The organism is Borreliella americana, assembly GCF_032595795.2.
Lineage (GTDB): Bacteria > Spirochaetota > Spirochaetia > Borreliales > Borreliaceae > Borreliella > Borreliella americana.
The window spans coordinates 238,328-253,369 of the sequence record NZ_CP132449.1; the positions used below are offsets into that span (position 1 = coordinate 238,328).

Here is a 15,042-nt window from a genome sequence, read left to right on the forward strand (position 1 = left end):
CTAATTTCCTTACTTTAACAGCAAAACATTTAAACGAGATTTTTTTCTAGCAGCTTTATTTTTATGAATTATTCGCTTTCTAGCAGCAGTGTCTAGTTTTTTTGCAACAAATTTAAAAAATTCAATAGCTTCGTCTTTCTTGCCCGCTTTTATCATATTGATACAGCGTTTTTCTATTGTTTTTAATTCACTTTTTACACTTACATTTCTAAGCTTTCTTTTTAAATTTTGACGAGAGCGCTTCAATGCAGATGCATTTTTTCTCAAGTTATACTCCTTAATAATATTATTAAACAATAGCTTTAATATATCAACTAATTTTAATATAGTCAATCAAAGCTTTACGTTAATTCAGTGCAATATTAGCACAATAGTTTTTATTAATATATTCAAAAACCTTTTGCATGGAATAAGAAATTTTTTTATTCAAAATATATACTTTTTTTGTCTGATGATTTCCTTTATATAAAAAGCATAAATAATTTTTATTGTCAAATTCAAATTCTCTAGCAATAAAAATTTTTTCAAAAAATTCATAAAAATAAATTTCACTTTTAAAAATCTTTCTTTCACAGATTGAATCTTTCCTAAACTCGTAAAACAACACTATATTGCTAATAACTGAAAAATCCCCCAACAAAACTTTAATATCAATAAAACAAATAAATAAAAAAATAAATATATTACTTAATGAAATGTAATAAACAAATAAACCAATCATAATGCGAGCTAAAAACATACAAAGATAAGTACATGACAAATAATATCTTATTGGAAAATTTTCCAATTTTGGAACAAACAGATCTTTTCTCTTAATTTTAAGCTCTTTAAATAATTCACTTGAACCATTACCTATCCAAAAACAAACCTTAATCTTTTTTTTATTTTTTAATTGCAAAATCAAAACATTGTCTGATAATCTTTTTTCAAACGAAATAATATCATTAAAATCAAAATTATAACCTAAAAAAATGCCCTTATAATAAATCTTAGATCCCTTAAACGAGATAGAACAAAAATATCTTAAATAAATAAAAATTACAAAAAAATTTACTAAAAGAAGTGCTATAACAAAGTAAAAAAAAATTGTGTCATAAAAAAACATATAAAGCAAACAAATTGCAATATTAAAAACAAACAAACTAATTAATTTTACATTATCAAAAAATAAATCGCACATATAATATAAAAACAAATCTATACATTAAATTTAAAAAAGATTACATCTCCATCTCTTACAAGATATTCTTTACCCTCAATTCTAACAAGTCCTTTCTCTTTTAGTTTTTGAACACTTTGAAATTTAAATAAATCATCACAAGAATAAACTTCTGCTTTAATAAAACCCCTCTCAAAATCACTGTGAATTATTCCCGCAGCTTCGGGTGCTCTCATGCCCTGTTTAAATGTCCAAGCTCTAACTTCTTGCAAACCTGCTGTAAAATAGGTTCTAAGACCCAAAGTATAATAGGCTTTTTTAATTAAATTACCAAGACCGCTATCATTTATTCCAAATAATTCTAACATTTCATTTTTATAAGATATATCTTTTACTTGGGCAAGTTCAGCCTCAATTTTGGCACATAGGATTAAAAAATCATTTCCTTCCTTCAAGGCAATATTTTTTACAATATCTGTATATTTATTGCCACTAAGTGAATTTTCATCAACATTGCAAACATACAAAACTTTTTTAAAAGTCAAAAGATTTAATGATCTAATAAAGTTGTATTCAAAATCATCAAATTTAAACTCAACAGCAGGATTCATATTGCTTAAATGGTCTTCAAGCCTTTTTAGCATTAAAACAATTGCCTTAGAAGATTCACTAATTTTTTTATCGGTACTTTTAGCATTTTTCTCTTGTTTTTGAAGACTTTTTTTAACAGTTTCAAGATCAGATAGGCAAAGCTCAACATTAATTGTGGTTATATCTCTTTCAGGATTAATATCATCATTAATATGAATAACCTCTTTCTCTTCAAAACATCTTACAACATGAACAATAAGAGAAACTTCACGAATATTAGCCAAAAATTTATTGCCAAGCCCTTCACCTGTTGATGCTCCCTTAACAAGGCCTGCAATATCTACAAATTCCATAACAGCAGGAATAATTTTGCGTGGAACAATGCACTCTGCGATTTTTAAAAGTCTTTCATCAGGAATTTCTACTATTCCTATATTTGGCTCAATAGTACAAAAAGGATAATTCGCAGTCTCAACATCAGATGATGTCAAAGATGAAAATAAAGTAGATTTACCCACATTGGGAAGCCCCACAATCCCTGCATTAAGTCTCATAACCTAAACCTCTAATAATAATAAAATTAAAAAGAAATCTAATTAATAAAATATGCAAACTCCCCTCTTCCTGTCTGTTGATTTATATTTACCTCAACAGATAAATTAAAATATTTATTAGGTTCTTGAGGGCCTGGGTAATAATATTCCAGCAAATAAGTACCTGTTTTTTGTTCTAAAATCAAATCATAAACTTTAGATACTCCTTCATAAGATGAAAAAGGAATTATAGCACCACCTGTTTCATTAACTAAATACTGCAGCTTACTATTAACAGGATCGTTGCCAAATAGTATTAAATAAAACCGTATGTCATTATTTTTATAATAGCTTACTATTGTATCTAAAGAGTACTTTTCAAAAGCTTTACGATTCAAAATACCACCACTAAAATAAACTACTGCTCTTCTTGAGCTTTTTGACATAAGCCCAGAACCTGCCAACTTCAAACTAACGTCTGTTTTTACAGCATCTGTACTATAGGGTCCAAGAGAACTTGTGTTTCTAATGCTATTTGTCAAGCTGTCAATATTATCTATAATAGGCACACTTGTTGCATTTATAAAACTAAAGTTTTTATTTTTTGACAACTCCATTAGGGCATTTAACCCTACAATTTGATCTGGATCATATTTTTTCATATAAGAAGATTTATCAAAAACAACTGCTATATTAATGTCTTTTGAAGCATTTACATTATATGCCACCTTGGGATTGACAATGTAATAATTTTCATTTGAAATTGAAAAATTTTCACTTTTAAGCCCAACAACTGGTAATCCGCTTTTACTGCTAACATTAAGCTCAACGTAAATTTTAGGCCCTCCAAGCCTAACTATTCTTCTAACATCAACATTTAAACTGTCATAAAGACTTGAGTCGCTCTTGTAAATTGAAACCTTGGCATTATTAAAATCTGAGACAATAACCTGATTATTAGCATCCAAAATTGATGAAGAAATTTTAGAATTCATTTTATCTGCTTTTAAAATTTTTGTAATTGTCTTTTTAGCAATACTATACTTATAAACACCGTCCTTTGAAGATACTATAACATTGTTGCCAACAAAATCGCTACTAAGCCCCTCTATTCCCTCAATAGAAGTAAAAACTGAATATAAATGATTACCACTAGTATCAAAAACTTCAATGGTATTTCTCAGAGAATCTGCAACATAAATGTTTTCATTCAAATAAGTAACACCTGTAGGACCTAAAAGACCCTTATAGCCTGAAGTCCTAGAACCAAAATGCAAAATAAAATCACCCTCAAGTCCAAATTTACTTACCCTTTTATTTCCCCATTCGCTTACATAAATGTAATTTCTCTTATCAATGGCCATATACTGAGGAGCAAGTAATTCGCCATCATTGGTGCCCTTTTTCCCAATAGATTTCCTTTTAACTCCAAGAACTTTATCATAAACACCAATTTCATCACTTGAATAAAGAGTAACATAAAGTAAATTATTAGCTTCAATAACATCATAAGGTGATTTTAAATAACTAAAACCATCTTTAACTAAAGTATTAACATTATTGTTAACATCAAAATACAATATTTCATTACCTACAAAGTTAGCAGCATAATATCCACCATACTTATCAGCCCTCAAAGATGTAATCTGATATCCATGTGGCCTTTTATAAATAGAATTATCAAGAGAAGCGACTTTTACAAGTTTTTTAAAATTAAGTTCATAGTTTGAAAAAATACCTCTCCTTTGCTCAATAGTAGAAATCAAATGCCTAAGATAGGGAACCTTATAACCCTGATCTTTTAAATTTCTCCACTCCATTAAAGCTTCTTCAACATAACCCAGTCTATAATAAACATTGCCAGTCCAAAAATGATAATCAAGATTATTAGGATCAAAGCTTAAAATTTTTTTAAAAGATAAAAGAGCATCATCATAAATTCCATTATTATAAGAATTAAGAGCCCATTTAAATTCTTCTTGAGCATCTTTATTAGTAACTATTCCTTGGGCATGCAAACTAAAAATATTTAAAAAAAACAAACCAATAAAAGCAAAAATTAACATAATCCCCTTTACTCTTTAAATACCTATTATAAGCTATAAATTTTCCAAAAAATAGTACAAAAAAATAAATACTATCATATAAAATTATTAATGATAATGTTAAATATATTACACCATTATGCTACTAATATATAGTAAAAAAGAGGAAAAATGAAAACTAGATGCTTTTGCTTAGCTGCATTTTCAGGAATTCTTACAACACTTGCAATTCCAAATGAAATTAAAGAAACCGGATATTCAATCCTGGGATTTGTTGCCTATGTACCACTTTTTATAGCCTTAAACAAACTAGAAGATAAAAAAACATTAATAGGGCTGACAGTATTTTACTTTATAATAGCCAACAGCCTGCAAAATTTTTGGCTTGGATTTTTTCATGCATTTGGATGGATTACACTCATTGGAGTGGTAATAGGGTACATTCCATATTCATTAACTTTAGGCTATTTCCTTTATTACTCTTTAAAGAGCTTTAAAAATAAAACGATGAGCATAGCAATGCTTTTTACATTTTATGATTACTCAAGATCAATTGGATTTTTAGCATATCCCTGGGGGCTTGCAGCTTTCACCGTAAATAACTTCAATAAGTTAATTCAAGTAGCAGACATTTTTGGTGTATTTTTTGTATCATTTGTAGTCTACTTTTTAAACTCAGGAATTGCATACTTTCTGATCCAAAAAAACAAAACAAATTTGCTAAACATAGTATTTCCAACATTACTAATAACAACATCTTTTGCTTATGGAATGCTTAAAAAAACGGAGCTAAAAAACTTATTAGCAAAAGAAATAGACAGTCTAAACATTGCAGCTATTCAGCTTAACATTGATCCATGGTTACCAGGAAATGACAAAAAAGGAATAAGGGATTCTATTGAAATTACAGAACAAGCCTTAAAAGAAAATCCAAAAATAGAATTTGTAATCTGGAGCGAAGGGGTACTAACCTACCCTTTTAGTGAAGAAGATCATTACTTTAAAAGCTCTGATTTGCACAATGAACTTAAAAATTTTATAAAAGAGCGAAAAATCCCATTTGCCATTGGAGCTCCTTCAAATTTAGACAAAACTATAAGAATTCAACAAAATTCTATTTATATGATAGAGCCAGACCTCAACATTGCAAACATATACTCTAAAATATTCTTGGTCCCTTTTGCAGAAAAAATTCCATTTTATGAATATGAATTTGTAAGAAACTTTTTTTTAGAAAATTTTAGAATCTTAGGACAAATTGAAGGAAAAAAAATTGAAATATTAAAATTGAAAAAGTTTAAATTTGCTCCCTTAATATGTTATGACGATGCATTTCCAGAACTTTCAAGGTTTTATAAAACCCAAGGTGCTAATACATTGTTAAATTTTTCAAACGACTCCTGGTCAAAAACAAATTCAGCAGAGTGGCAACACTTTGTTGTGGCTAAATTTAGAAGCATTGAAAATGGAATCAAAACTATTAGAGCTACAAATTCGGGAATTACTGCAGTCATCAATGAATACGGAGAAAGCATTAAAAAACTAGAAACTTTTAAAAAAGGATACTTATTATCAACCGTAAAACTGTCCCCAACATTTACAACCATTTATGAAAAAATTGGAGACTTGTTTATACATATTTTAGTGATAATGTTTTTAATCACAATACTAAGATTTCAATTTATGGAAGATAAAAACCAATTATTATCATCCTTTGTAGTAAAAATTAAAGTCTGACGTTCTTTCCAAAATGGAAAATTTTTAGTAACATCATTTTTTTTGGCATTCACATTAACAGCAAAAGAAGTGTCGTTGGATTTTGAAATTTTCAAAGATTTTAAATCGTAATAATCATCAACTGATAAATACTCTAATTCATCAGCATCGGCCTTAGATGAAGCCTTTGATAAAGTTGATATAAAAGCATCTTTTGATTCAAATTGACCCATAACATTAACTTTATCTGCAATAACAGAATCAAACAAATCAAAGTTTCTAGAAATTAAAGCTCTTGCAAACTTTCCAAATTGAAACTTAATAATTTTATCTTGATTTTTGCTTCTCTCTCTTTGAGCAATATATTCTATTTTAGGAGCATTTGTAAAATCATTGATTTCTATTTTTTCGTGCACTATTCCAGGTATCTCCTCAAGCTTAACATCCTCAAGCATAACAACCTTGGAATTGTCATCCTTAATCCTAGCATCAAGCTCTTTAACTGCTAGCTTAATATCAACTCCCTTTTTCAAATCTGGATAAATCTTTAAAGCTTTTGCTTGAAAAAGCTTTCCCTTTTTAATTTTACCAACGTTTATATATCTTTGGCCAACCTCATAATAAAAAATAGCAAGCTCTTTTTGCTTATCAATATAAGAAGAACCGCCTTGAGCAAACAAATTCAAAAAAACAAAAGAACATAAAATATACAGAAGAAATAATCTTCTCATAAGAACCTCCATTAACACTCAACCTTAAAATAAAACAAAAGAATGTCAATCTACTATAAATAATTATAATACAAGTTTATCTCTAATTAAAGAAATCACTTTATTCTTATCTTCTTCACTAAAAATATTTATATTATCATAAGAAAATTTTATTTTTGACGACAAGCTATATTCATCATACCACTTTAAATATTTTCTATTAAGACCTTCAAGATAATCCCTGGGAATATTCATTTCAAAGCTTCTATTTCTATTTTTAATTCTGCGCTCAACCTCATCAATACTACAATCAAGATAAACAAGCAAACTTGGTCGCTGAGAATGCTCAAGCATATTATCAAGAAGATCGATATATATTTTATACTCCTCATCAGAAATATGCCCATCACAATTTAAAAGAGACGCAAACACACAATCGCCATAAATAGATCTGTCCAGTATGCCCCCTTTTGTTCTAAATACGCCTTTTATTAATTTAAACCTCTCGTTAAGAAAATTAATTTGAACTGGGAATGCCCATCTGGATTTATCCTTATAAAATTTGTCTAATACGGCCAAAGTAAAATCATTGTTAAGTTCGCTGTAAAAAGGAACTTCTAGCTCTTTTGATAAAATATTTCCAAGAGTAGTCTTTCCTACTCCAATTAAACCTTCTATTACAATCACCAAGTCTACCTCCAAAATAACTTAAATAAATTCAAATATAAGCTAAAAAAAGAATTGCTAAAGAATAAAACTTCATTAATCAAAAAATCCAATGTAAAAATTTTAATATAAAATAAAAAATCCTTAAACAAATTTTAGAAAAGAAATTCAGAATTAAAAAATTAAAATTCTTAAATTATTGACATTAATCTTAATTAAAAATAAGATAATAAATATAATTTTAATAAAGCTTTTATTAAAAAAATTAATTATTTTTAATAAAAAAAGCTAAAGTGTAAAAATCCTAACTATCTTGCAAAAAACAAAATAAAATTTAATTAAAAAATTTAATATATTCAGATTCAAAAATCAAAAATTAAAACTTCTTAAGAAAGAATAAAATTGTTATAAAGATAAGGAGATGTAATTATGAATTATACAAAATTCCAAGAATTTATATCGGAATTTTTGGGAACATTCATCCTATTGGCACTAGGAACAGGATCTGTTGCAATGACAGTATTATTTTCCTCAAGTCCTGAAATACCAGGAGAAATAATAAAAGGGGGATATACAAATATAGTATTTGGATGGGGCCTGGGTGTAACGTTTGGTATTTATACGGCAGCAAGAATAAGTGGAGCACATCTAAACCCGGCTGTTAGCATAGGATTGGCAAGTGTTGGAAAATTTCCCGTTTCAAAACTTCTACATTACATTGTAGCGCAAATATTAGGAGCTTTTACGGGTGCATTAATGACACTTGTCGTATTTTATCCTAAATGGATAGAAATGGATCCTGGACTTGAAAATACTCAAGGAATAATGGCAACTTTCCCTGCTGTTCCTGGATTTTTGCCTGGATTTATTGATCAAATTTTTGGAACTTTTTTGCTAATGTTTTTAATTTCTGTTGTTGGAGATTTTACAAAAAAACATAGCGACAATCCATTTATTCCATTTATTGTAGGAGCAGTGGTTTTATCAATAGGAATAAGTTTTGGGGGAATGAACGGTTATGCTATTAATCCTGCAAGAGACCTGGGACCAAGAATTTTACTCTTATTTGCTGGATTTAAAAATCATGGATTTAACAACCTAAGTATATTTATTGTACCAATAATTGGTCCAATAATTGGAGCAATTTTGGGAGCTACAATTTACGAATTTACACTAAAAAATAACAAAGACTAAAAGAAAAGATATTTATCTTATTAAAGAAAAGAGGAAAAATTATGAAATACATTTTATCTATTGATCAAGGTACTACTAGCTCGAGAGCAATGGTATTTGATAAAAATGCAAACATAAAAGGGTTTGCTCAAAAAGAATTTACTCAAATTTATCCACAACCAAGTTGGGTGGAACATGATCCTACAGAAATATGGGGCTCACAGCTTGGAGTTATAACAGAAGCTATGGCAAATGCAAGAATCTTGCCAAATGAAGTTGATGCTATTGGAATAACTAATCAAAGAGAAACTACGGTTATATGGGAAAAAAATACAGGAAAACCCATTTATAATGCAATAGTATGGCAAGACAGAAGAACTGCAAAAATTTGTGACCAATTAAAAAAAGAAGGAAAAGACAAAATTATTTTGGAAAAAACAGGCTTGGTGTTAGATTCTTATTTTAGTGGAACAAAAATAATGTGGATTTTGGATAATGTAGAAGGCGCTAGACAAAAAGCTGAAAATGGCGAATTGTGCTTTGGAACAATAGATACATGGATATTGTGGAATCTGACTCAAAAAAAAGAACATGCAACTGATTACTCTAATGCTTCAAGAACATTATTATTAAATATTAAAACATTAAAGTGGGATGATGAACTTTTAAGCATATTAAATATCCCAAAAGCAATTTTGCCTGAACTTAAAGAAAGTTCTGAGATATATGGCAAAACAGACAAAGCACTATTTGGAGCAGCAATTCCTATTGCAGGGATTGCTGGAGATCAATTTGCAGCAACATTCGGACAAGCCTGCCTTAAAAAAGGTATGGCAAAAAATACTTATGGAACTGGTTGCTTTTTAACAGTCAATATAGGAAAAGAACCAATCATTAGCCATGACAAGCTTTTAACTTCAATTGCATGGGGAAGAAAAAAATCTGTAACTTATGTTCTTGAAGGAAGTGTTTTTATTGGCGGGGCTGCAATCCAATGGCTAAGAGACGGTCTTGAATTTTTCAGAAAAAGCTCAGATGCAGAAGCATTGGCAAGCTCTGTCTTAGATAATGGTGGAGTTTATTTTGTGCCAGCATTTGTTGGGCTTGGTGCACCTCACTGGGATTCTTATGCAAGAGGAACAATCATCGGAATAACAAGAGGCTCAACAAAAGCTCACATTACAAGAGCTGCTCTTGAGAGCATAGCATTTCAAAGTTTTGATATACTAAATACCATGAAAAAATCCGTTCCCAACTTTGAAATTCAAGAATTAAGAGTAGACGGAGGAGCAAGTCAAAACAATCTATTAATGCAATTTCAAGCTGACCTTTTAGAATGCAAAGTTGTAAGACCAAAAATAACAGAAACAACCGCTCTTGGCGCTGCTTATCTTGCGGGGCTTGCAACAGGTTATTGGCAAAGCGCCGAAGAAATAGTAAGTCTTTGGCAAGTAGATAAGATATTTGAACCTTCAATGCCAAAAAATCAAAGAGAAATGCTTCTTGGGAATTGGAACAAAGCAATTGAAAAAGCAAAATCATGGATACAAAATTCTAATAATCTATAAAAAGTTCAAAACAGGGCTTTAAGATTATAACAAAAATACACTGGGAACAAAATTATGCATAATTTATTTAATTTTTTAAAACCAAAACAATATCATTGGAGCAATACAAAAAATGATTAATAATATATTAAATCTAAAGGAAAATCACAAAAAATTGAAAAATTCACCAGCGCAATTGTTCTATAGCACTATTCAATAAAATTAAAACAAATGGTCTTTTCGAATTTATTAAATCTAGTATTTAACTAAAAAGAAAAGAAATTAACCAAAATGGAGGAATATTTAAATTTCATGAATAATAACAAAGAAACAAAATTAAAAGATCTTGAAAATCAAGAATTTGATCTTATAATAATTGGAGGAGGCGCAACAGGCCTTGGAATTGCGGTAGACGCAATTACAAGGGGATATAAAGCAGTACTTATAGAAAAATTTGATTACGCAAAAGGAACTTCCTCTAGATCAAGCAAATTAATTCACGGTGGAGTAAGATATTTAGCCCAATGGAATATTTCTTTAGTTAAAGAAGCTTTGCACGAAAAAGCCATTCTTGAGAAAAATGCACCTCATTTAATTAATGAATGTGCGCTTATCACCCCTATTTATAATGCCTTGGAAATACCTTATTATTATTTTGGATTAAGTTATTACCACAACCTTATGGGTAAAGAAAAAACTACCAAATACAAAACTAAATTATTATCCAAAGCATCTACCATTGAAAAAGCTCCCAATATTAAAACAGAAGGCCTTAAATGCTCTGTTCTATATTACGACGATTCATTCGATGATGCTAGAATGGTAATAACATTGTTAAGAACTTTTACCGAAAAAGGAGGCGTTGCCCTTAACTACACAGAACTTAAAAAATTCAACAAAGAAAACGGAAAGCTTTCGGGAGTTCTCATACAAAATAAATTGTCAAAAGAACAAATTTCATTAAAAAGCAAATGCATAATAAACGCAACGGGAATATTTTCAGATAAAATAAGAAGGTTAGATGATGAAAAAGCCTTAAACATCATCAAACCTTCCCAAGGTAGCCATTTAATAGTCAAAAAAGACAAATTCCCCCAAAATCATGCAATATTAATACCTAAAACCAGTGATAATAGGATTTTATTCGCTATTCCTTGGTATGGCAGTGTTGTTTGTGGAAGCACCGACATTCCAATAAAAGAAATAGAAGAAGAACCTAAAAGATTTGACGAAGAGATTGACTTTATAATAAATAATTTAAATAACTATTTAAATATAAAAATAGAAAAGTCAGACGTGAAAAGTGTATATACCGGAATAAGACCATTAATAATGGATCCAAAAGCCAAAGGAAACACTTCAAAAATCTCAAGAAATGAAAAAATATTTATATCAGATTCAAATCTTATTACAATAGCGGGGGGTAAATATACTACATATAGAAAAATGGCAGAAAAAACCTTACTTAAGGCCATAGAACAAAATTTAATACCAAATTGTGCACCAGCTACAGAAGATTTAAAGTTGCACGGTTATCTTAAAAAAGAAGAGGCAATGAAAATTCCTGAACCTTTTAGAGCTTATGGCAGCGACTTTGAAATTCTAAAAAATATGGAAGGTTTTGAAAAAAAAATACACGATAACTTGGATTTAAATGAAGCTCAAATAGATTTTTCAATCAAATTTGAACAAGCTAAGACTATTGAGGATGTTTTAGCAAGAAGAACAAGATCACTACCTTTAAATCCTCAAGCTACAATTGAAGCTGCTCCAAGAGTTGCTGAAATAATGATGAAAAAATTAAATAAATCTGAAGAGTGGAAAAATGATCAAATAAAAACCTTTTTAGAAATAAGTAAAAAATATTTAATTTAAAATTAATTTAATTTTTAATATTAAACAAAGGGATTGTTAAACAATCCCTTTTAATTTATAATCTAAAACATTAAAAAGCCTTTAACCCAATTCACATTAGCAAATTCACAAGCAAACCTTGAATCTCTTCAATGCTATCTAAAAGTTTAATTTGAGTCATTTGATTTTGTAAAACAGAATAGGCAAGTTTGTCCAACTTATCATTAATAATCTTAATAATTCTATACTTGGGACGCTTGGGGTCTCCAAAACTTCCCCCTTTTTGCTCTTTCAAACAAACAGAAGATGATATGATAATGGATATAAACTCTGAAATAACTTTTTTATAAAAAATCACATTTTGTCTGGAAGGCTCGCTCAAAAGTCTCTCACCAGTCTCATTTATTCCATCTAACATACTTTTAATTAAATCAAGATTAAATTCTCCATTTTCAAGCAAAATAAAATGCTTATCCTCTTTAACGCTTTCAGTCTGAAACACCGAAGAAAAAGGATTATTCTTATCAAAAGATACCTTTTTGCCACTTTTTTTATAATTTTTTGAATTGAGATTTAATGCCCCAGCAATCAAATTATTTACTTTCATCTATTTTGTTCACAATACTTGAAAAATATTTATCATCTTTACCTTCTAAAAGTTGAAAAGATTTTTTCTCTTCTTGATTCGCTTTATTGATTTCAATTAAAAGATCTTCATTGACCTTGTAAGAACCAGTATAAAAAAATGTATTTCTTTCAGGAGCTCTAAGATACTCAGCACCAATATCCATATACCCATCAATAATAGCGCCCTCTTCAACTTCAATTGACTTACAAGAAATATTTCCAATAACACATCCTGATGCAAATATTTTAATCTTGCTTTTAGCATAAATATTACCCACAACCATTCCAGAAATAACAAGTTCATTAGCATCAATACTAGATTTAACTCTACCACTCTCTCCAATAATTACTCTTTTAGTAGAGCTAATAGTGCCTATAAAATCACCATCAAGACGAATAAAATTGTTTGAAACCAAGTCTCCTTTAAAAAAATCACCAACACCCACTATTGTTTTTATTTCATCAAAAATAAACAAAGAAGGGGCTTTTCTTTCTTTTTTTACAGTCAAAAAATTTAACATCTATTTTGAAGCTCCTGTTGCTAAATTTAAATACATATCGGGATTAATAACTTGAGAACCTACACGAACCTCATAATGAACATGTGGCCCTGTTGCATAACCTGTCTGTCCCATAAATCCAATTATCTGCCCCTTTTTAACATAAGACCCTTTAGAAGTATTAAGCCGCGACATATGCGCATAAAGGGTCGCAAGTCCGTACTTATGCTTAATTTGAACAAAATTGCCATAGCCTGCTGACTGATAACTTGCCCTAACAACCTCCCCATCAGCAGTTGCAACAATAGGGGTTCCAATTCTAACTCCTCCAAGATCTATGCCCTTGTGAATATACCATTGCCTAGTAAAAGGCTCAATGGCAGGCCCAAAATGCAAGGTAATAATTCCAGATCCACCTGCAAGAGGCCAAAGAGACGGAATATCATTTAAAAGCTTATCTTGAGCGTGCAAGACTTTAACTATGCTTTTAAGGGGGGGAATTGAACTTTCAATTTTGCTTTTAATATTTTTAAGATCGCTAAGCTCTTTTATTGAATTAGCTTCTAAAATTTGCAAATCAATAAAATCAGAAAGATCTCCATCTAGTTTATTTTTATTTAAATCAACACCATTAGAATTGATTTTTAAAGAAGTTTTAAGCTCATCTAAAACTTTAGAAAAATTTTTTGCAACAGAATTAATTTCTACAACTGTATTTCTAAAATCTTCAATCTCAGATTCTGCTAAAGAGTAATTTTTTTCTGTAGACTTAACAATGGATGAGAGAGTAACATAATTAACAGCAAGCAAAACAAACCCTATAAAACCACCTAAAAAAAAAATAGAAAAGAAAAATAGAGTCAAAAAAGAAATTTTAATATTTTTTACATTCCCTTTAACATGAGGAATAACAATAAAACTAATATTTTGCTTAAAAAAAGAATGTATAACTTTAAGGGCTATAAACAAAGAATTATAAATAGCTAAAAAAAACTTTAAAATTCCTTTAAAACCCAAAATAATCTTAAATTTAATTCTTTTCTTCATAACAAACCCTACCAAAAATTACCATGCTCAAACAAAAAATTAAAAATTTATTTTAATACCTTAGATAAAAATCCAAATTTTTCGATAAAACCCTGGTACAAAAATACGTAACAAATGCACAAAATTAAAGAGAATAATACTTAAAACCAATATAATTATACAATTAAACTCATAAATACTTTATTATTATATAGATGAAAACACTATTTTTTGCAACAACAAACGAAAATAAAATAAATGAAGTAAAAAATATATTAGATATCCCCAATTTAAACTTAATAGTCCCTCAAAACTTTAACATAAAAGAAACAGGAAAAACATTTAAAGAAAACTCTTTGCTTAAAGCAAAAGCACTGTTTGAAATTTTAAATAAAAATCAAAATGTTTTCGGAGAAGATTCTGGGTTATGCATTGAGGCACTAAACTTGGAACCTGGAATTTACTCTAAAAGATATGACACTTATAAGGTGTGTAAAAAATTAAGCACTAATGAAAAAAATCAACTAATTTTAGACTTAATGAAAAATGAAAAAAACAGAAAAGCATATTTTATATGTAACATAAGCTATATATCAACAAATGGGCAAATATTAAATTTTGAAGGAATTATTAAGGGACAAATTGCCTTAAGTTTAAATGACGATAAAAATTATGGGTTTGGATATGATTCAATATTTTTAACTAGAAATAATAAAAAGTTTAGCGATCTTACTCTTGAAGAAAAAAACAAAATATCCCATAGAGGAATAGCATTTTTAAAATTTAAAAAATTTTTATTAGAATCTTTATTCAACAGTTAAACTTAAAGGCTTTTTATGTATAAAGTTTAGACTTTATTGTAAAATAAAAAGCACAATGTTTATAAAATTTTAAC

At 29.0% G+C, this 15,042-nt stretch carries 14 protein-coding genes; 5 read left to right on the forward strand and 9 right to left on the reverse strand.

What is annotated here, in order from left to right:
- Positions 1-9: 9 nt before the first annotated feature.
- The 4 genes from rpsT to QIA00_RS01170 form a co-directional block, all read right to left on the reverse strand.
- The gene (gene rpsT / locus QIA00_RS01155) at positions 10-267 is read right to left on the reverse strand and encodes a 30S ribosomal protein S20 (RefSeq protein ID WP_096890705.1); all 258 of its coding nucleotides are present in this window, start codon (positions 265-267) and stop codon (positions 10-12) included.
- 79 nt (positions 268-346) lie between these two features.
- Positions 347-1,180, reverse strand: a complete 834-nt coding sequence (locus tag QIA00_RS01160) for a hypothetical protein (RefSeq protein ID WP_316256988.1) — start codon at positions 1,178-1,180, stop codon at positions 347-349.
- Positions 1,181-1,197: 17 nt separating this feature from the next.
- On the reverse strand, positions 1,198-2,304 hold the full coding sequence (ychF, locus tag QIA00_RS01165) for a redox-regulated ATPase YchF (RefSeq protein ID WP_316256989.1): 1,107 nt from the start codon (positions 2,302-2,304) through the stop codon (positions 1,198-1,200).
- 38 nt (positions 2,305-2,342) lie between these two features.
- On the reverse strand, positions 2,343-4,349 hold the full coding sequence (locus QIA00_RS01170) for a hypothetical protein (protein ID WP_316256990.1): 2,007 nt from the start codon (positions 4,347-4,349) through the stop codon (positions 2,343-2,345).
- Positions 4,350-4,499: 150 nt separating this feature from the next.
- Here QIA00_RS01170 and lnt point away from each other — a divergent pair, with 150 nt between their 5' ends.
- Complete coding sequence (lnt, locus tag QIA00_RS01175; protein WP_316256991.1) at positions 4,500-6,065, forward strand: apolipoprotein N-acyltransferase; 1,566 nt, start codon at positions 4,500-4,502, stop codon at positions 6,063-6,065.
- Here the strand turns inward: lnt and QIA00_RS01180 are convergent.
- The gene (locus QIA00_RS01180; protein ID WP_301427063.1) at positions 6,005-6,775 is read right to left on the reverse strand and encodes a hypothetical protein; all 771 of its coding nucleotides are present in this window, start codon (positions 6,773-6,775) and stop codon (positions 6,005-6,007) included. The two genes, lnt and QIA00_RS01180, sit on opposite strands and share 61 nt — an antisense overlap.
- Before the next feature lie 63 nt (positions 6,776-6,838).
- A complete protein-coding gene (locus tag QIA00_RS01185; RefSeq protein ID WP_301427064.1) occupies positions 6,839-7,441 on the reverse strand; it encodes a deoxynucleoside kinase in 603 nt (200 codons plus the stop codon).
- 408 nt (positions 7,442-7,849) lie between these two features.
- Between QIA00_RS01185 and QIA00_RS01190 the strand changes: the two genes are divergently transcribed.
- The 3 genes from QIA00_RS01190 to QIA00_RS01200 all read left to right on the forward strand — a co-directional run bounded on the left by QIA00_RS01190 (position 7,850) and on the right by QIA00_RS01200 (position 12,015).
- Positions 7,850-8,614: an MIP/aquaporin family protein gene (locus tag QIA00_RS01190; protein WP_301427065.1), complete on the forward strand. Its 765-nt coding sequence runs from the start codon at positions 7,850-7,852 to the stop codon at positions 8,612-8,614.
- 41 nt (positions 8,615-8,655) lie between these two features.
- Positions 8,656-10,161, forward strand: a complete 1,506-nt coding sequence (gene glpK / locus QIA00_RS01195) for a glycerol kinase GlpK (protein ID WP_316256993.1) — start codon at positions 8,656-8,658, stop codon at positions 10,159-10,161.
- Positions 10,162-10,431: 270 nt separating this feature from the next.
- Positions 10,432-12,015 (forward strand): glycerol-3-phosphate dehydrogenase/oxidase, encoded by a 1,584-nt coding sequence (locus QIA00_RS01200; RefSeq protein ID WP_316256995.1) that lies wholly within the window; start codon positions 10,432-10,434, stop codon positions 12,013-12,015.
- Positions 12,016-12,106: 91 nt separating this feature from the next.
- Here the strand turns inward: QIA00_RS01200 and QIA00_RS01205 are convergent, their stop codons facing one another.
- The 3 genes from QIA00_RS01205 to QIA00_RS01215 are packed head-to-tail and all read right to left on the reverse strand — an operon-like array spanning position 12,107 to position 14,168.
- Positions 12,107-12,601, reverse strand: a complete 495-nt coding sequence (locus QIA00_RS01205) for a YaaR family protein (RefSeq protein WP_231013626.1) — start codon at positions 12,599-12,601, stop codon at positions 12,107-12,109.
- A complete protein-coding gene (locus QIA00_RS01210; protein WP_316256996.1) occupies positions 12,588-13,142 on the reverse strand; it encodes a bactofilin family protein in 555 nt (184 codons plus the stop codon). The genes QIA00_RS01205 and QIA00_RS01210 overlap by 14 nt, the downstream gene beginning before the upstream one ends.
- The gene (locus tag QIA00_RS01215) at positions 13,143-14,168 is read right to left on the reverse strand and encodes a M23 family metallopeptidase (RefSeq protein ID WP_301427068.1); all 1,026 of its coding nucleotides are present in this window, start codon (positions 14,166-14,168) and stop codon (positions 13,143-13,145) included.
- Positions 14,169-14,362: 194 nt separating this feature from the next.
- Between QIA00_RS01215 and rdgB the strand changes: the two genes are divergently transcribed.
- Positions 14,363-14,968: an RdgB/HAM1 family non-canonical purine NTP pyrophosphatase gene (rdgB, locus tag QIA00_RS01220; RefSeq protein ID WP_316256997.1), complete on the forward strand. Its 606-nt coding sequence runs from the start codon at positions 14,363-14,365 to the stop codon at positions 14,966-14,968.
- The last annotated feature ends 74 nt before the right edge of the window (positions 14,969-15,042 follow it).